This is a genomic window from Hymenobacter koreensis, assembly GCF_039541855.1.
GTDB lineage: Bacteria > Bacteroidota > Bacteroidia > Cytophagales > Hymenobacteraceae > Solirubrum > Solirubrum koreensis.
In genome coordinates, this window is the sequence record NZ_BAABHA010000010.1 from 364,323 (window position 1) to 381,088 (window position 16,766).

Consider the following 16,766-nt stretch of genomic DNA (forward strand, 5'->3'; position numbering starts at 1 on the left):
TAACCATCCAGCCATTCGGCCATTTATTTGATACGGAGGGTACGGCCCGGCCGCAAGGTAGTGGAGCCGGAAATGCCGTTCAGGCGCCGGATCTGCGCCTGCGACACGCCGTACTTATCGGCAATTTCCGAAAGCGTATCGCCCGGACGAATGCGGTGCGACACCACGCGGCGGGCTGCCGTAGGCTTGCTCGAAGTTGCCCGGGAACGTGCCGCGGCTTTCAGGCGGGCCGCCTGCCCGGCATAGTTGAAGAGAGCAGCGGTAATACTCAGGTTCTCGGTCCGCAGCTGGTGGTCGGGGAAATCGTAGACCTGCTCGGGGTCGATGGGGTTGCCCTCGTAGCGCACCTCATAATGCAGGTGCGAGCCGGTGCTCCGCCCGGTGCTGCCGCCTTTGCCAATGAGCTGCCCGGCCTTCACAAAAGTACCTGGCTTCACCAATTGCTTGCTGAGGTGGCCGTAAAGCGTTTCCAAGCCGTTGTAGTGGCGAATAACCAGGTAGTAGCCGTAACCGCCGCCGTCCCAGTTGGCCACGCGCACCACCCCGTCGAAAGCAGCCTTTACCGAGTCGCCGGTTTCCAGATCAATGTCTACCCCGTAGTGCCAGCGGTAGCCCCGGAAGCCGAAATCAGAAGTAAGTGGTGTTTCCGTCATGGGCATGCGGGCAAACCGTTCACGCGGCGGATCGGTGAGGCGCAGCGTAAGCGTGTCGCGCAGCCGGCGCCCGTCCATGCGGTAGGGGTTTACCGAGCGGGTGTCCCATATGGAATAGTAGCCGGCCACTTTAATCCAGGAGGAATCAATAAGCACCTCCTCCGACATTTCCACAATGCTTTGGGTGCCTTCGTTGAGCGTAGTAGTGTCTTCGCTCACAATACTCAGGGGCCGGGCCGGGCGAAACACCGATTTAGCTGCTTCGGAGCTTTCGTCGGGCAGTTCCTCGGTTTCGATGACGACCGTCGTATCGGGCCGCACGTAACGAATCTTGGGCGCTTTGATGCGGAAAAAGTCTTTGGGCGTGCCGGCTTTGGCCTTGGGCGTGGGCCTGCGTCGGCGCTGGGCGTGCCCCTGATCGGGGGCCAGCCAAAGCAGCACCGCCAAGAGCGTCAGGAGCCAGAATTTGAGCGTATTGGACAAGGGCAAGTAAGGTGGAGACGAACTAAACCCCAAGTGCTGGGCATGGCCGCCCGGCGCTTGGGGAGGCAAAGTACGGAAGCATTCAGCAAACGGGCCGTTCCGCCAGCGGCAGAACGGCCCGGACAACGGCAGCTTAGTGCCGTTTAGTATTCCTTAAGCTAAGGTTGACCAAGTAAACTTAGTGGACGCCCAGCGCCGCCAGGTACCGCTCTGCATCGAGCGCGGCCATACAGCCGGTGCCGGCCGCGGTAACTGCCTGGCGGTACACAAAGTCCTGTACGTCGCCGCAGGCAAACACCCCGTCGACGTTGGTTTTGCTGGTTCCGGGCAGGGTTTTGATGTAGCCCTGCTCGTCGTGGTGCAGGTACTCGCGGAAAATAGCCGAGTTGGGCTCGTGGCCGATGGCCACGAAGAAACCCTCGATGGCAATTTCACGGGTTTCGTGCGTCAGAATGTTCTTCACGCGCACGCCTTCCACGGCATGCTGGCCGAGGATTTCGTCGGTGGTGGTGTTAAACAGCACCTCAATTTTCGGGTTGTCGAGCACGCGCTTCTGCATGATCTTGGACGCGCGCATCTCCCCTTTCCGCACCAGCATGTACACTTTATTGCACAGGTTGGAGAGGTACGTAGCTTCTTCGGCAGCCGTGTCGCCAGCGCCCACAATGGCCACGTCTTTGCCGCGGTAGAAAAAACCGTCGCACACAGCACAAGCCGAAACACCCGAGCCGTTTAAACGTGCCTCCGACTCAATGCCCAACCACTTGGCCGAAGCACCGGTGGCAATGATAACCGTATCGGCCGTAAGCGTGGTTTTCTCATCAATGGTAACCCGGTGCGGATGGCCCGAGAAATCAACGCTGGTTGCCAAACCGTAGCGGATATCGGTTCCGAAACGTTCGGCCTGGGCTTTCAGGTCCTCCATCATTTCGGGTCCCATTACGCCTTTCGGATAACCGGGAAAGTTCTCAACGTCGTTAGTGATGGTGAGCTGGCCGCCGGGCTGCAGCCCCTGGTACATCACGGGTTGCATGTTAGCGCGGGCCGCGTAAATGGCGGCGGTATAGCCGGCCGGACCCGAACCTATAATCAGACACTTGATGTGTTCAGTGGTGTTTTCCATTGATTGGGAAAATTCAAAAGAGAGCGGCAAAGGTAGCATTCATCGGCCCGAACTGTACAGTTTGCAAACCGATGCCAGTGCACAACGTCATCAGGCTGATAACAACCAGTATGCCCCTTAAGTGCTACAAAAAACCCCGACCGGTGGGCCAGGGTTTTTGTATTAGTAGAGTAAAAGTAGAGCCTAGCCCAAGTACGGCTTCAGCGCCTTGCTGCGCGAGGTGTGGCGCAGGCGGCGAATGGCTTTTTCCTTGATCTGGCGCACCCGCTCGCGGGTGAGGTTAAACTTCTCGCCGATTTCTTCAAGGGTCAGCGAATGTTCACCGTTCAGGCCGAAGTAGAGCGTAATAACATCGGCTTCGCGCTTGGTGAGCGTGCTCAGGGCGCGCTGCACTTCCTTGCGGAGCGAGTCGGTCATCAGGCCGCTGTCGGGCGTCTCTTCGTCCTCGTTTTCGAGCACGTCGAGCAGGCGGTTTTCTTCGCCTTGCACGAACGGAGCATCTACCGATACGTGACGTCCCGAAATCTTGAGCGTATCCACCACTTCCGAGGTGGTCAGCTCCAGTACTTCGGCAATTTCTTCCGGCGACGGCTCGCGCTCAAACTTCTGCTCCAACTCCGAGAAAGACTTGCTGATTTTGTTCAGCGAACCAACACGGTTGAGGGGCAGACGCACGATACGCGACTGTTCGGCCAGGGCCTGCAGGATGGACTGACGAATCCACCACACGGCGTAGGAAATGAATTTAAAGCCTCGGGTTTCGTCGAAGCGCTTAGCTGCTTTAATCAGACCGAGGTTGCCCTCGTTGATCAAGTCGCCGAGCGACAAGCCTTGGTTCTGGTATTGCTTGGCTACCGACACCACAAAGCGAAGGTTGGCCTTGGTAAGCTTTTCCAGTGCCTGCTGGTCGCCTTCCCGAATGCGCTGGGCCAGCGTTACCTCCTCGTCGGGGGTTAACAGATCCACCTTGCCAATCTCCTGGAGGTACTTATCCAGCGACTGACTTTCGCGGTTGGTAATCTGCTTGCTGATTTTTAACTGTCTCATTGTGAGTTGCGCGGAAGCGAGTAGAAAGGTGCAGGTTGAATTTCAGAGTGAAAACCGGCCGAAGTCCGGTCAGAAGGGGCTAACGCCCACTTCCGACCGAAAGTTCGGCTTCAGCAGCTTACTGGTTCTGGGCGTCGTTGTTAGAGGACTCAGTCCGCTCCGGGCGGGGTCCACGGTCAGGGCGCGGACCGCGGTCGGGACGTGGGCCCCGGTCCGGACGGTCGCCACGCTCGGGGCGCGGGCCGCGGTCGGGCCGGTCGGCACGTTCCGTGGGCTCCACGTAGCCTTCGGGCTTGGGCATCAGGCTCTTCATCGACAAACGGAATTTGCCCGTTTTCTTGTCGACTTCCACTAGTTGCACTTGCACCTCCTGGCCCACCGTCAGCACGCCTTCCAGCGTGGGCAGACGGTCGTAGCTCACTTCGGAGATGTGCAGCAGGCCGTCTTTGCCCGGCATGAACTCCACGAAAGCACCGTATGCCTGAATTGAGCGAACGGTACCGGTATAGGTTTCGCCCGGCTCCGGCGTAGCGGCAATGCCGCGGATGCGGGCCACAGCGGCCTGCATGTCGTTGGCGTTGGCCGCGTAGATGTACACGTGACCTTTGTCGTCCTTCTCTTCGATGGTGATGGTGGCGTTCGTATCCTTCTGGATCTGCTGTACCACTTTGCCACCCGGGCCGATGATGGCACCGATGTACTCCTTGTCCACCAGCACTTTCTGCGAACGGGGAGTATGAGGCTTCAGGTCACCAGCAGGCACGCTAATGGTCTTGGCCATTTCACCGAGGATGTGCAAGCGGCCTTCGCGGGCCTGCATCAGAGCGTTGGTCAGGATTTCATTGCTCAAGCCTTGGATTTTGATGTCCATCTGGCAAGCCACAATGCCTTTCTCAGTGCCCGTTACTTTAAAGTCCATGTCGCCGAGGTGGTCCTCGTCGCCAAGAATGTCGCTCAGTACGGCGTATTCACCGGTTTCCTTGTCCTGCACCAAACCCATGGCAATGCCCGAAACAGCAGCGCGAACCGGCAAGCCGGCGTCCATCAAAGCCATTGAGCCAGCACACACGGTAGCCATCGACGAAGAGCCGTTCGACTCCAGGATGTCCGACACGATGCGGATGGTGTAGGGGTTTTCGTCCTCGGCGGGCAGCACCTTCTTCAAGGAGCGCATAGCCAAGTTGCCGTGGCCGATTTCGCGGCGGCCGGGGCCGCGGTTAGGCTTCACTTCGCCGGTCGAGAAGGCCGGAAAGTTGTAGTGCAGCAGAAACTTGTTGTAGCCTTTCACCATCGCCTGGTCCACAATCTGCTCGTCGAGCTTGGTACCGAGGGTTACGGTGGTCAGGGACTGGGTTTCACCACGGGTGAACAGGGCAGAGCCGTGGGCACCGGGCAGGTAGTTCACTTCGCTCCAGATCGGACGAATTTCCGTCAGCTGACGACCATCCAAGCGCGTACGCTCCTTGATCATCATGTCGCGGATAGCTTTTTTCTCAGCCGAGCCATAGTAGCGGCTGAACATCTTCATGTCAAGTTCCGGCTGCTCCAGCAGCAACTGGTCCAAGAACTGCTGCTTCACCGCCGAGAAGCCTTCCTTACGGCCGGCTTTGCTGGTGTTGCCGCTCTTGGCCACGTCATAGGCGCCCTGGTAAATGGCGTCGAGGATGCGCTTCTTCAGTTCCTCGTTCTCCTCGTACTTGGGGTACTCGCGCTTTACTTTGCTCTTCTCCACCTCGGCGGCGAGGTCGAGCTGCAACTGCACCTGCTGCTTGATGGCTTCGTGGCCGAACTGGATGGCTTCCACCATTTCCTGCTCGCTCACTTCGTTCATCTCGCCTTCCACCATGGCCACCGAGTCGGCGGTAGCACCCACGATGATGTCCATGTCGGCCCGAGCAATGTCGGCCGTCTTGGGGTTGATGACAAACTGACCGTCGATGCGGGCTACGCGCACTTCCGAAATCGGGCCGGCAAACGGAATATCCGAAATCGAAATGGCAGCCGAAGCGGCCAAGGCGGCCAGGGCATCGGGCTGAACTTCCTTATCGGCCGAAATCAGCGAAATCATTACCTGCACCTCGTAGTGGTAGTCCTTGGGGAACATCGGGCGCAGAATGCGGTCCACCAAGCGGCAAATCAGGATTTCGTAATCCGACAGGCGGCTTTCGCGGCGCTGGAACGAACCGGGAATTTTACCGGCCGAACCGAATTTTTCTTGGTAATCAACCGACAGCGGCAGGAAATCAACGCCCTCGCGCTGGCTGGGCTGCGACACCACCGTGGCAAGCAGCATCGCATCGCCGAGGCGAACTACGACGGCGCCGTCGGCAAACTTGGCCAGTTTGCCGGTTTCGATGGAAATCTGCCGGCCGTCGGGCAGGGCGAGGGTTTTGGTGACAGCGTTGTAAGGAGGCATTCCTTCAGGGGTAGCTTGGATGATGATGGACAGCTTTGGGCAGCGGGTTGGGCCGCGTGAGTGCACCCAAAGGTGCGGCGGCCGGGTCGGCGGGGTTAAAACAACGCGCCCGGCCGTTTAGGTACCGGGCAGCGCAAAAAAAGTAGGGAACCCGGCCGGCGGGCTCCCTACTGGCATGGAGTGGGCTTACTTACGGATGCCCAGTTCCTTGATAATAGCGCGGTAGCGGTTGATTTCGCGCTGCTGGAGGTAGTTCAGCAGACGACGACGCTTACCGACGAGCTTCAACAGGCCCAGACGCGTCGAGAAGTCTTTTTTGTTGATCTTCAAGTGCTCCGTGAGGTGGTTGATGCGGTGGGTGAACAGCGCGATTTGCGATTCGGCCGAACCGGTGTCAGTGGCCGTCTTGGCTACACCGTGCTGTTCGAAGATAGCCTGTTTGGCTTCGGTAGAGAGTTTCATCGGCAGATAGGGATTCAAACCCCGTCTTAGATTAAAGTGAAAAAAGAGAATTCACGCCGGGCATAGCTCGCCGTGGCCGCAAAGGTAAGGGATTTTTGCGGGCCATGCACTAAAAAAGGCCGCCCCGCACCGTATGATCGGTGCGGGGCGGCCTGTGCAAGGTTGCTTTGTAGCTTTAGCCGGGTACCAGGTCCGAGCGGCGGCTCAACCACTTCGGCAGCTTGCGGGCCAGCTTCTGCCAGAAGTCTACTTCGAACAGGCTGGAATCGTGGCGCGCCTGGTAGAGGAAGAACAAACCGGCCGGCAGCAGCACCAGGTTCGACATCCACATGCCCAGTCCCACGGGCATCACGGCCTCACGCCCGTACTTCTCGCCGATGATGGACACGACGTAGAAGATGATGAAGAAGAATATGGAAACCAGGGCAGGAACCCCCAAACCGCCTTTCTTGATGATGGACCCCAGCGGCGCCCCAATCAGGAACATCACCAGCACCGCCACCGACTGGGTGTACTTGCGGAAGATTTCGATGCGGAAATTACCCGCTTCGCGCGCCTGATTATGTAGACGTTCGCCGTAGCTGGCCACAAAGGCCTGTGCGTTACGCACGCGCCCCGTGGCGCTTTGAATGGTAGTTGGCGTAAGAGGCTTCAGGCGGGTTGCCGGAACTACCAGGTCGGCCACCCGCGCGTTGCTGGCCTGGCCGGTGGTATCGAAGCGGAGGTAGGAAAAATACATGTTCAGTTGGGGCAGTAGCGCTTCCCGATCTTTGTTAAGTTGCCGCTGCACCGAGTCCACAAAGGCGTTCAGCTGAGGCAGGTTCTTCATCATCTTGTTCTCCGAGAAGAGCTCAACGTTCGTACGGTCCAAGCTGAAAGAGGCCAGCGAAAACGTAACATTCGTTTTCTCGAAGCGCTGCTGCACGAAGCCGGCCCCGGCCTGGTCGCGGGCGTTGGGCTGTTCCACGTACTTGCGACCGTGGTGAAGTTCCAGGCCCAGGTACTGCCCGCCAAACTTGGTGTACATACGGCCCGAGTCGGCCACCATCATGGCGGCGTTGCCGCTGGTTCCGCTGTGGTCGTAAATCATCACGCCGTGCAGCCGGTCGCCGTTTTCGCCCAGCTTTTTATCCACCTTGATGGTATAGCCGGGAATACCGTTGTAAAACACCCCCTCTCGAATGTCCAGGGCCAGTTTTTGCTGGCGCACGTCCCACAATAAGCTAAACGCTTTCAGGTTGGCCTTGGGCACAATAGTGTCGTTAAACCAAAAGGCGAAGCCGGCAAGTAGTACGCTGAACACCATTACCGGCCGCAGAATGCGGGTAAGAGAAATGCCAGACGTTTTGATGGCTGTGAGTTCGTGATGCTCACCCAGGTTGCCGTACGTCATTAAAGAGGACAGCAGCACGGCCAGCGGCAGGGAAATGGGCACGATGAGCACACTGAAAAAACCCAGCAGCTGAATCAGCACCCCGGCGCCTAGGTCTTTGCCCACCAGGTCGTCCATGTACTTCATCATCGTTTGCGTCAGGAAAACAAATTCCGTAACCGCAAACGTGAGTAGGAACGGGCCGACAAAGGCCCGCATGATAAGCTTATCTAATTTCTTCATTCGCAAGAATCACACGACGGCTGCGCATCGAAAAGGACCGCAAAGGTAAGCGGCATATGGGGAGCCTTACCATGAACAGAAAAAGGAGCGGCCGGCCGCTTGCTGGCGGCCTCCTCTCCTTTTGCCTAAACGAAGCACGTTCCGGTTTGGTGCGCTAACCGCCTACCAGCTCCCGGAGCTTTTGCACCATGCTGTCCCACATATCCTGCAACTCCAGGTCATCGGTTTCTTCAGAATAATCGACTACGCGCAGAAAATACTCCTGCGTTAACTCCGAGGACTCGATGGTAAAATCAAGATAGTTGGCATCGGGAGTGTGCCGACGGTTGGTGTCAAGAAATACGAACCGCGCCGACCGGTTGGTCCGCTGCGAGGTTAATTCGGCGAAATGGTGCTGATTATCCCACACAAAATTGAAGGTGTGGTGGTCGATCATAATTACATCCTGGCAGAACCATTGCCGCAGGCCGGAGGCCGATGCTAAGTAAGGGTAGAGGATTTTGGGAGAGGCGTTTACGGGGAACTCGTGAACGAAACGATGTTTGGAGCGAGTAGCGGAAAGAGGCATAAGCAAGCGGAAAAGGCACGCAAAAGGTTCCGCTTGGTCTAAGGGCATCCAGCGGTTTGCGGCAAGATACACGGGTTTTTTTTCCAGCAAGGCTTGCGTCGCTCGAAATCTTCGCCTTACCTTTGCGCCACTAACCGGCGGGGTAGCTCAGTTGGTTAGAGCACAGGATTCATAACCCTGAGGCCACGAGTTCAACTCTCGTCCCCGCTACGTAGCTAAAAACCGTCTTCCCTAACCCGGAAGGCGGTTTTTTTATTTGCCTTGGCTTTGAGAGCCTTATAGGCCAACCGCGTGATTTCGCACTACACAGCGGATGCTTTTCGGGGTAAAAAAACGGGTGCTGCACACAATATATCTACTCAGGCACGTTTTTACCGTATTGTTAAGCAATCTGGGGCTGCGAACCTTGCGCAAGCAGGTCCCGATGTGTCCTCGTTGCGCTACACACACCCGTTGCAATGGCCCTACCCACCCCCGATCAATTCACCTCCACGATGCGCGAACACGCGCTGGAACACGTAAGCCCCGAGCAGCTTAAAGAGCTCATGCCCCATTTGCTCTCCGCGTTCGAGACCTTGGCGCCATTCCAGCCAATGTCGGTACGCCCCGTGCCACCGCCCTGGCGAAGCACAGCGCTGGCATTTGAAGCTTCCTGGCCCGACGCCTATTCCCTCACAGTTGCTACTCGCCTGCCTCCTTTTCAAGGCTCCCCTACCCAAATTACGCTAAGCAGGGCAGGTCAAATGGTATACGCGCTTGGCTCTACCTACGACCACTTAGCAGCCTCCGTTGAGCTTTGCATGAGCCACCGCCCCGTGGTGCTCGTTCCGCGCAACTAGGGCATTAACGCGCTTAACTGGCTTCAAAAGCAAAACGCCCGGTTGCTTTAAAGCAACCGGGCGTTTTGCTTTTGAAGCAGTTTGAGCTTACGCCTTTACTTTCTCCACGATGCCTTTGAAAGCCTCGGGGTGATTGAGTGCCAGATCGGCGAGAACCTTGCGGTTCAAGTCGATGCCGGCACGCTTCAGGCCGCCCATAAACTGCGAGTACGAGAGGCCGTACTGACGGGCACCAGCGTTGATACGCTGAATCCACAGAGCACGGAACTCACGCTTCTTAACCTTACGGTCGCGGTAAGCATAAAGCAAACCTTTCTCAACCGCGTTTTTAGCTACGGTCCAGACATTCTTGCGGCTACCAAAGTATCCTTTGGCCAAACGCATTACCTTTTTGCGACGGTGGCGCGAAGCCACGTTATTGACGCTTCTTGGCATAACCTACTGAGTTTTTGGCGGCCGGTGCCGTCTCTAATGTAGAGCGGCTTGTCTTCAGACCGGACGCCGGGTTAAAAAATGATTGGCAGATTGAAAGCAGGGAATTGAGAACTGATAAGGCATAAGCCCATCAGCCGCAAACAACCCGTAGCAATCTAGATGTTCAGCATGTCCTTCACGCGCGACATATCAGCCGAGCTTACAAGGGTAGCATGCGTGAGGTGGCGCTTGCGCTTCGTGCTCTTCTTGGTCAGAATGTGCGACTTGAACGCGTGCTTGCGCTTTACTTTGCCCGTACCCGTCAGCTTGAAACGCTTCTTGGCGCCGGACTTGGTTTTTACTTTCGGCATTTTGAAAGGTGTAAAAAGGTAAAACAACAACGGCGGCCGGCTGCCTAGGGCCGGCTCGCCTGAAAAGTTGTGCTAAAGCTGCGCAAGGCAGCTAAGAAGATCTATTCTGCGGCTTCGTTCCTGGACTCCTGCTTTTCGGCTTTCGGAGCCTTGGGCTTGGCCTCGCCTTCTTTAGGGGCAGCGGGCTTGGGCTTGGCTACCGATGGCGCCACTTTCGGGGCAAGGTACAGAAACATGCGCTTGCCTTCCAGCTTGGGCAGCTGCTCTACTTTGGCCAGGTCCTCGAGGGCCTGAGCAAACTTGAGCAGCAGGATTTCACCCCGCTCTTTGAAGACGATAGAACGGCCTACAAAGTGAACGTACGCCTTGATTTTAGCCCCCTCCTTCAGGAATTCCTGAGCGTGCTTGAGCTTGAAAGCGTAGTCGTGGTCGTCGGTGTTGGGGCCGAAACGAATTTCCTTCACGATGACCTTCGTCTGCTTGGCCTTCATCTCGCGCGTGCGCTTCTTCTGCTCGTACTTGAATTTCGAGTAGTCGATAACGCGGCACACCGGCGGCACGGCCGTCGGCGAAATCTCCACCAGATCGAGGCCTTGTTGCTCGGCCATGCGGCGGGCTTGGTCCGTTGGGAAAATGCCCTGCTCCACGTTTTCGCCTACCAGGCGAACCTCGCGGGCCGTGATTTTATGGTTGATTTTGAACGGCTCCTCTACCTGGCGTGGAGGGAGGCGGCGATTGGGGGTTCTGATAAGACGAAGGATTTAAGGTGAAACTTGCGGAAGAACAACCCGCCTAAAGGCATTGAGGTTCAGCTTTTCCGATGGAATCAGCGGGCGAATATCCGCCATTTTTCTGGAACCACAAAATACAGCGCGCCGGAAACGACTGTTTCCGGCGCGCTGACAAGGTTTACGGCAGCAGGCTAACGAAGTTTCAGCTCGATTGGCAGGCAGTTATCAAGCATTACACGCGCACGACGCGCCCGCTCATTACTTCTTCTACCTGTTCCTGAAAATTGCGAATGAACGCGTCGATGGGCATGGAGCCCAGGTCGCCTTCACCGTGGCGGCGGACGGAGACGATGCCGTTGTCGGCTTCTTTTTCGCCCACTACCAGTAGATAGGGAATCTTCTGCATCTCGGCGTCCCGGATTTTGCGGCCAATCCGCTCGTCCCGTTCGTCGGTGGTGCCACGCAGGTCGGCCTGCATCAGTTGTTCTTGTACCTGACGGGCATAACCGTGGTATTTCTCCGAAATGGGGAGAACCACAAACTGCTCGGGAGCCAGCCACAACGGGAAATTACCGGCGCAGTGCTCGATGAGTACGGCCACGAAACGTTCCAAAGAGCCAAACGGGGCGCGGTGCAGCATTACGGGGCGCTGGCGCGAGTTATCGGGCGCCACGTACTCCAGTTCGAAACGCTCGGGCAGGTTGTAGTCGACCTGAATGGTGCCCAGCTGCCACTTGCGGCCTAGCGCATCGCGCACCATGAAATCCAGCTTGGGGCCGTAGAAAGCCGCTTCGCCGAGCTCGGTAACGGTGCGCAGACCGCGTTCAACTGCCGCTTCCTGAATGGCGCTTTCAGCGGCCGCCCAGTTTTCGTCGGAACCGATGTATTTCTGCTTGTTTTCCGGGTCGCGCAGGGAAATCTGAGCCGTGTAGTCTTCGAAGCCGAGGGCGCGGAAAACGTACAGAACGAGGTCGATAACCTTGATGAATTCCTCTTTTACCTGATCGGGACGGCAGAAAATATGGGCATCGTCCTGGGTAAAGCCACGCACGCGGGTTAAGCCGTGCAGCTCACCCGATTGCTCGTAGCGGTACACGGTGCCGAACTCGGCGAGGCGCAAAGGCAGGTCGCGGTAAGAACGCGGCTTGGTCTTGTAAATCTCGCAGTGGTGGGGGCAGTTCATGGGCTTGAGGAAGAATTCCTCGCCCGGGTTCGGCGTCTTAATCGGCTGAAACGAATCGGCGCCGTACTTCTCGTAGTGGCCTGAAGTTACGTACAGCTCTTTCGAGCCGATATGCGGAGTAACCACGGGCAGGTAGCCGGCTTTTACCTGAGCACGGCGCATGAACTGCTCTAAACGCTCACGCAAAGCGGTGCCTTTGGGCAGCCACAAGGGGAGCCCCGCTCCTACTTTCTCCGAAAACGCAAACAGCTCCAGTTCCTTGCCCAGCTTGCGGTGGTCGCGCTTGCGCGCTTCCTCCAGCTTGTGCAAATACTCCTTCAGTTCCTTGTCTTTAGGAAAAGTAATGGCGTAGATACGAGTCAGTTGCTTGTTCTTCTCATCACCGCGCCAATAAGCGCCGGCAATGTTCAGGACTTTGGCCGCCTTAATGTTAGAGGTATCAGGAATGTGAGGCCCGCGGCAGAGGTCGGTGAAGTTACCTTGGGTGTAGAACGTAATGGTTCCGTCTTCGAGGCCTTCGAGCAAGTCGAGCTTGTATTCGTCGCCTTTCTCTTGAAAGTAGGCAACGGCCTCGGCTTTGGGCACGGCGCGCCGTTCGTAGCGGCTTTTGTTCTTGGCCAGCTCCAGCATTTTCTGCTCGATGGCGGCGTAATCGTCGGGCGAGATGCTGCGGCCTTCGCCGAGGTCAACGTCGTAGTAAAAGCCGTTTTCAATGGGCGGGCCGATGCCGAACTTTACGCCGGGGTACAATGCCTCCAGGGCTTCGGCCAGCAAGTGAGCCGACGAGTGCCAGAATGTATTTTTGCCAGCGTCGTCATTCCACGTGAGAATTTCCAACGCGGCGGAGTTGTCGATAGGGCGGTGCAGGTCGCGGACTTCGCCGTCGACGCGCACGGCCAAGGCATTGCGGGCCAGGCCTTCGCTGATGCTCGCGGCAATATCGTAACCGGTTACGCCGGCTTCGAACTGGCGCTTGGAGCCATCGGGGAGCGTGATGTCAATCATACCAAAATAGGGCAAAAACTGCAGTAGCCCGCAAGTTAGCAGCTTCGGGCGGGGAAACCACGCCACGTCGTAAAATGCCCACGGAGGGACTAGCGCGGCGTCAGCAAAGTAGGTTCTTTGGCTTCCAAAGGCTCAAAACTGGGCCTAAGGCTGCTAGGAGCACGGCGCGGCACGGGCGGCGCGCCGTACAGCTGCCGAAGAGAATCGAGCAAGATCGGCTCAATTCGGCCACCTATTTTCCAAATTTTAAAGGTATAGTGCTTGTTGCCGGGGAACTGACGCACAAGCTGCCGATAAGCCACCCAGGCCGGAACGTTTTGCCCAATTTGCTCGTGGCTATCGGCCACCATAAGCCCGATATCGGGCAGAAACTGGCTGCGCCGCTTGGCGCGGCTGAGCGGGCGAATAGCGTCTCTAAACCGTTTGGCTTTGTAGTGGTACAAGCCCAAGCGGTAATCGGCACGGTAGAGGGTGGAATCGAGCTGGGCGGCGCGGGCGTAATGGCGAGCGGCGCTGTCGGGCTGACCAGCGTAATCAAATACACGGCCGCGGTCGTACCAGAGCGATGCATGCGCCGGGTCAATTTTCAGGCCGCGCTCTATGTATAGCGCCGCTTCCTGGGGTTGCCGGCTGGCATTCAATAAATAGGCGAGCTGGTGAAGCACTTCGGGCTGCCGGGGTGCCCGTAAAGCACTGGCCCGCAAGAACTCAAGCGCTTGTGCCGTATCGCGCAAGGCCGAATAAGCCAGCCCCTTATAGAATAGAGCGGACGAGTTTTCAGGGTTGTCGCGCAATACTCGGTCCAGGTAATCAACGGCTAAATCGAAGCGCCGCGCAGCCAAGTTGGTTTCGCCAAGCAGCAAGTGAAGTTCGGGCGGGTTATAACCGCGCTGCTGGGCTTGCGCAGCGGCTTCGATTGCGGCCTGCAAACGCCCCTGACCGCGCAGAGCCCGGGCCTTGATGAGGAAGTATTCACCGGGCGCATCATCGTCCAACTCTATGGCCCGATTGATGTCGCGCAGGGCTTCGGTCTGATTACCGGCCTCTACCTCAAAAGCGGCGCGGCGGGCATAAAGCGCGGCATTCCGCGGCTTGCGGGCAATGGCTCCGTTGAGTTCAGCGGCCTGAATGGCGGGTCCGCTTTTCACCGTGCGCAGGTTAACCATCCGCTCAGAGGTACGCGCAGAACGCGCATCGCCACCACAGCTGGTAAGCAGTAGCCCGCTACCGCAGAGCAACAACGCAAAGGAACGAACTGGAAACACAACGAAAGAAGCAAGCTTGACCGCAGCAAAGGTACAACCCGTGCTCCGGTCAACGATGTTTCAAGCTCAGTGGTCGGCGTTTGTCAGGAGAGGCTCGGCCGATATTTGGTAAAAGGCCTTGAGCAGGGCCGCGTCGCGGCCGTACACATCGGCGTGGGTACGTAGCGTCGGTCCATCGGCTTCGCAGGTTAGGTAGCGGATAACAATGGGTAGTGGCCGGCGCAGGGAAAAAATCACTGTTTCGCCGCTGTACACGCTGTCCCACATGCGCTTGATGCGGGGTGTAGCATCCTGGTTTGCATCACGCCGCAGCAGGAAAGAGCCCAACTGCAAGGGATTTTGCAGCCGAATGCAGCCGTGACTCAGGGCGCGGTTAGGTCGTTCGAAAAACTCCCGGGCCGGGGTATCGTGGAGGTATATGTCGTGGGGGTTCGGAAACCGGAAGACCACGTTGCCCAGCGCATTGTCGCAACAAGCGGTTTGCCGAATCTGGTACGGGAAGTTTTCGGGGGTAATGGCAGTCCAATTAACCGCTTGCGCCTTTACCAGTTTACCTTGGTGGTCGTACAGATTGTAATTATTACTGGCCAAATAGCCGGAATTACGGCGCAAGCGCGGCAGAATCTCATTTACTGCAATGCTGCGCGGCACCCGCCATTCGGGTGAAGTTTGAAAGTATGTAAGGCGGCTATAAAACTCGGGCGTGGGAGTTGCCTTCCCTCCCACTACCACGCGGTGGGTGCGCACTATGCGCGGACCTCGCACAATTTGTAGGACGTAAGCCGGTATGTTCACCACTAGATAAACCGAATCGGCCTGGGGCTCCCAACGCAGGCGCTCCAGATTTACGGCTACTAGTGGCTTTAAGCGACGGGCGCGAACGGTGTCGGTGCGCAATAGATGCTGCCAAGCCCAGAGCAACCGCACATAACTGCGACTAGTGGGCTGCAAGGCCAGTATTGTTTGCGCAACGGCACCGGCCCGGCGAGCCTGGTGCAATACCGCAACGCCGTTCAGCGCAGCATCAGCAGCGGCTAATTGCGGGGGAAAAGGCCGCTGGGTTAGGCGACCATACCGCAGGTGCTGACTGAACTGCAGGAGCCCGGCGGACAGCAACAGTTCGGCGCGAATACGTTGCCGAAGCCGCAACTCGTCGGGTGCGGGGCACTGAAGCGAATCGGTCAGTTGCAGTAACGCGTTTGTGTGGTAATCGGCAGGCAGTAAACCAAATTCCGGTGCCCGGCTCAGAAGTCGTAAGCATTCGGAAGCAACCGGCAACCACCCCGCTTCTGCGGTCCAGACTGGCTTGTACGCCACCACACGATAAAAATGCCGTACCGAAGGCGTCCAAATAGAAACCGTTGCCGAATCCTGATGCAACAAGTACTGCAGCCGGGTCGTTACGGCCGCTTCGGACTGAGCGAAGCTTGGCACTGCGGCTGCCAACGACCACAGCAGCCATAAAATTGAGCGCGCATGCAGAAAACCACTGGAGCGCATAGCAGCCGGTACGGTTTAGTGGACCTTCCCATCACTGCTTAAGGTACGCTTTTCTGGCTGGTAAGCGCATCCGCTCAGCATTTTACTCTGCTCAGCTTCAACAAGCTACTTGGACGCCGTAGGGGCACAAACGTCACCGGGCATGCCACAGCTTTTGCGCACCTGGCTTAGGAGCTTAGTGCATTTGCGGCTGGTTTCCAGATCCTCACTGGTAACGGTAGGCAGGGCGGCAGCCAGTTCCAGCACCTGCATGGCTTCGATGGTTAAACCCTGGTTGTGGTATACCCGAGCCAAATCATAGCAGAATTGAATGCGCCGCGGATCCAGCTCGTGGGCTTTGCGCAAAGCTTCCATAGCACGGGTATTCGATGCACCAGCCGGCGTGCCTCCCAAGAACAGCCGACAATAAGCCCGCTCAACCACGTTAAAATGCGCCACACGGTAGTGCCAGCGCCCAAGCATTTGCCAGGCTTCGGGTAAGTTGGGGCTGCATTCTACGGCCCGCCAGGCATAGGGCTTCATTTCCTTGTATAACCGAATACGCTGGGGTGCATTCAGCAAGGTAGCGCGTTGGGCCAGCGTGAAGGCCACGGCATAATTCGCTTCCCCACCCTGCGGATTAACCGCATAGGCCCGGTCGGCATACTGGCGGGCCGAGGTGAAATACGCGGCCCTACGACTTTCATCGGTGTAGCGCATTCCAATGGTGGCGCTGAGCATAGCCGCACGCCACAGGGCTTCGTAGTAGCGCGGGTGCTGATTCAGCACTTGCTCGTAACGCGCCAAAGCCGCCGACTCGCGGTACTGTTTATGCAGTGCCCGCGCCTCGGCCATCAGCTTCGATACTTCAGCCGCTGGATTTGCGGGACCATCCGAGTCGTTGGCCCGGCCGTCGAATGCCACTAACAAGGCCATGCCTATGAGCAGGCAGCGCAGGTTTAAGGGCAAAACACGAACAAACAACATAGCGGGCAGACGGAAAGCGCAAAAAAGATACGCAAACCTTGGTTTTAGTCCTAAACGCCAAGCGGCCCGGCATCGTTGCACATCCCGCAGGAGGCAACGGCACCGGGCCGCGTAATACAAGTCAA

General features: G+C 57.5%; 14 protein-coding genes, 1 tRNA gene and 1 pseudogene. 2 read left to right on the forward strand and 14 right to left on the reverse strand.

Going from position 1 to position 16,766, the window contains the following annotated elements; genetic code table 11:
* Positions 1–23: 23 nt before the first annotated feature.
* From ABD903_RS15520 to ABD903_RS15550, 7 genes are all read right to left on the reverse strand, one after another.
* Positions 24–1,136, reverse strand: coding sequence for a peptidoglycan DD-metalloendopeptidase family protein (locus ABD903_RS15520; protein ID WP_345225767.1), 1,113 nt, complete (start codon positions 1,134–1,136; stop codon positions 24–26).
* A 178-nt stretch (positions 1,137–1,314) separates the two neighbouring features.
* Positions 1,315–2,259: a thioredoxin-disulfide reductase gene (gene trxB, locus ABD903_RS15525; protein ID WP_345225768.1), complete on the reverse strand. Its 945-nt coding sequence runs from the start codon at positions 2,257–2,259 to the stop codon at positions 1,315–1,317.
* 183 nt (positions 2,260–2,442) lie between these two features.
* Complete coding sequence (locus ABD903_RS15530) at positions 2,443–3,306, reverse strand: sigma-70 family RNA polymerase sigma factor (protein WP_345225770.1); 864 nt, start codon at positions 3,304–3,306, stop codon at positions 2,443–2,445.
* Positions 3,307–3,424: 118 nt separating this feature from the next.
* Positions 3,425–5,722 (reverse strand): polyribonucleotide nucleotidyltransferase, encoded by a 2,298-nt coding sequence (gene pnp, locus ABD903_RS15535; RefSeq protein WP_345225771.1) that lies wholly within the window; start codon positions 5,720–5,722, stop codon positions 3,425–3,427.
* A gap of 186 nt (positions 5,723–5,908) precedes the next feature.
* Positions 5,909–6,184, reverse strand: a complete 276-nt coding sequence (rpsO, locus tag ABD903_RS15540) for a 30S ribosomal protein S15 (protein ID WP_345225773.1) — start codon at positions 6,182–6,184, stop codon at positions 5,909–5,911.
* A gap of 175 nt (positions 6,185–6,359) precedes the next feature.
* Complete coding sequence (locus ABD903_RS15545) at positions 6,360–7,799, reverse strand: LptF/LptG family permease (protein ID WP_345225775.1); 1,440 nt, start codon at positions 7,797–7,799, stop codon at positions 6,360–6,362.
* A gap of 154 nt (positions 7,800–7,953) precedes the next feature.
* On the reverse strand, positions 7,954–8,367 hold the full coding sequence (locus tag ABD903_RS15550; protein WP_345225777.1) for an START-like domain-containing protein: 414 nt from the start codon (positions 8,365–8,367) through the stop codon (positions 7,954–7,956).
* A 136-nt stretch (positions 8,368–8,503) separates the two neighbouring features.
* Here ABD903_RS15550 and ABD903_RS15555 point away from each other — a divergent pair.
* Positions 8,504–8,577: transfer RNA gene (locus ABD903_RS15555), tRNA-Met, on the forward strand.
* A 248-nt stretch (positions 8,578–8,825) separates the two neighbouring features.
* Positions 8,826–9,206 carry a septum site-determining protein MinC gene (locus ABD903_RS15560; protein ID WP_345225779.1) on the forward strand — a complete coding sequence of 127 codons (381 nt, stop codon included), beginning with the start codon at positions 8,826–8,828 and terminating at the stop codon, positions 9,204–9,206.
* Between the two features lie 87 nt (positions 9,207–9,293).
* Here ABD903_RS15560 and rplT read toward each other — a convergent pair whose 3' ends face one another.
* The 7 genes and pseudogenes from rplT to ABD903_RS15595 all read right to left on the reverse strand — a co-directional run bounded on the left by rplT (position 9,294) and on the right by ABD903_RS15595 (position 16,641).
* The gene (gene rplT, locus ABD903_RS15565) at positions 9,294–9,641 is read right to left on the reverse strand and encodes a 50S ribosomal protein L20 (protein WP_345225780.1); all 348 of its coding nucleotides are present in this window, start codon (positions 9,639–9,641) and stop codon (positions 9,294–9,296) included.
* Between the two features lie 155 nt (positions 9,642–9,796).
* Complete coding sequence (gene rpmI, locus ABD903_RS15570; RefSeq protein WP_345225782.1) at positions 9,797–9,991, reverse strand: 50S ribosomal protein L35; 195 nt, start codon at positions 9,989–9,991, stop codon at positions 9,797–9,799.
* 206 nt (positions 9,992–10,197) lie between these two features.
* Positions 10,198–10,740: pseudogene (gene infC, locus ABD903_RS15575) on the reverse strand (translation initiation factor IF-3); the annotation flags it as partial.
* A 214-nt stretch (positions 10,741–10,954) separates the two neighbouring features.
* Positions 10,955–12,910, reverse strand: a complete 1,956-nt coding sequence (thrS, locus tag ABD903_RS15580; RefSeq protein WP_345225784.1) for a threonine--tRNA ligase — start codon at positions 12,908–12,910, stop codon at positions 10,955–10,957.
* 89 nt (positions 12,911–12,999) lie between these two features.
* The gene (locus ABD903_RS15585; RefSeq protein WP_345225786.1) at positions 13,000–14,175 is read right to left on the reverse strand and encodes a tetratricopeptide repeat protein; all 1,176 of its coding nucleotides are present in this window, start codon (positions 14,173–14,175) and stop codon (positions 13,000–13,002) included.
* A 66-nt stretch (positions 14,176–14,241) separates the two neighbouring features.
* Positions 14,242–15,609 carry a L,D-transpeptidase family protein gene (locus tag ABD903_RS15590; protein ID WP_345225788.1) on the reverse strand — a complete coding sequence of 456 codons (1,368 nt, stop codon included), beginning with the start codon at positions 15,607–15,609 and terminating at the stop codon, positions 14,242–14,244.
* Between the two features lie 171 nt (positions 15,610–15,780).
* On the reverse strand, positions 15,781–16,641 hold the full coding sequence (locus tag ABD903_RS15595; RefSeq protein WP_345225790.1) for a tetratricopeptide repeat protein: 861 nt from the start codon (positions 16,639–16,641) through the stop codon (positions 15,781–15,783).
* Between the last annotated feature and the right edge of the window lie 125 nt (positions 16,642–16,766).

Excerpts from the sequence above, each read along its gene's own strand:
- ABD903_RS15530 (WP_345225770.1), bottom strand. The coding sequence starts at position 3,306 with ATGAGACAGTTAAAAATCAGCAAGCAGATTACCAACCGCGAAAGTCAG.
- ABD903_RS15550 (WP_345225777.1), bottom strand. The coding sequence starts at position 8,367 with ATGCCTCTTTCCGCTACTCGCTCCAAACATCGTTTCGTTCACGAGTTC.
- ABD903_RS15560 (WP_345225779.1), top strand. The coding sequence starts at position 8,826 with ATGGCCCTACCCACCCCCGATCAATTCACCTCCACGATGCGCGAACAC.
- ABD903_RS15545 (WP_345225775.1), bottom strand. The coding sequence starts at position 7,799 with ATGAAGAAATTAGATAAGCTTATCATGCGGGCCTTTGTCGGCCCGTTC.
- pnp (WP_345225771.1), bottom strand. The coding sequence starts at position 5,722 with ATGCCTCCTTACAACGCTGTCACCAAAACCCTCGCCCTGCCCGACGGC.
- rpsO (WP_345225773.1), bottom strand. The coding sequence starts at position 6,184 with ATGAAACTCTCTACCGAAGCCAAACAGGCTATCTTCGAACAGCACGGT.
- rplT (WP_345225780.1), bottom strand. The coding sequence starts at position 9,641 with ATGCCAAGAAGCGTCAATAACGTGGCTTCGCGCCACCGTCGCAAAAAG.
- ABD903_RS15595 (WP_345225790.1), bottom strand. The coding sequence starts at position 16,641 with ATGTTGTTTGTTCGTGTTTTGCCCTTAAACCTGCGCTGCCTGCTCATA.
- rpmI (WP_345225782.1), bottom strand. The coding sequence starts at position 9,991 with ATGCCGAAAGTAAAAACCAAGTCCGGCGCCAAGAAGCGTTTCAAGCTG.
- thrS (WP_345225784.1), bottom strand. The coding sequence starts at position 12,910 with ATGATTGACATCACGCTCCCCGATGGCTCCAAGCGCCAGTTCGAAGCC.
- trxB (WP_345225768.1), bottom strand. The coding sequence starts at position 2,259 with ATGGAAAACACCACTGAACACATCAAGTGTCTGATTATAGGTTCGGGT.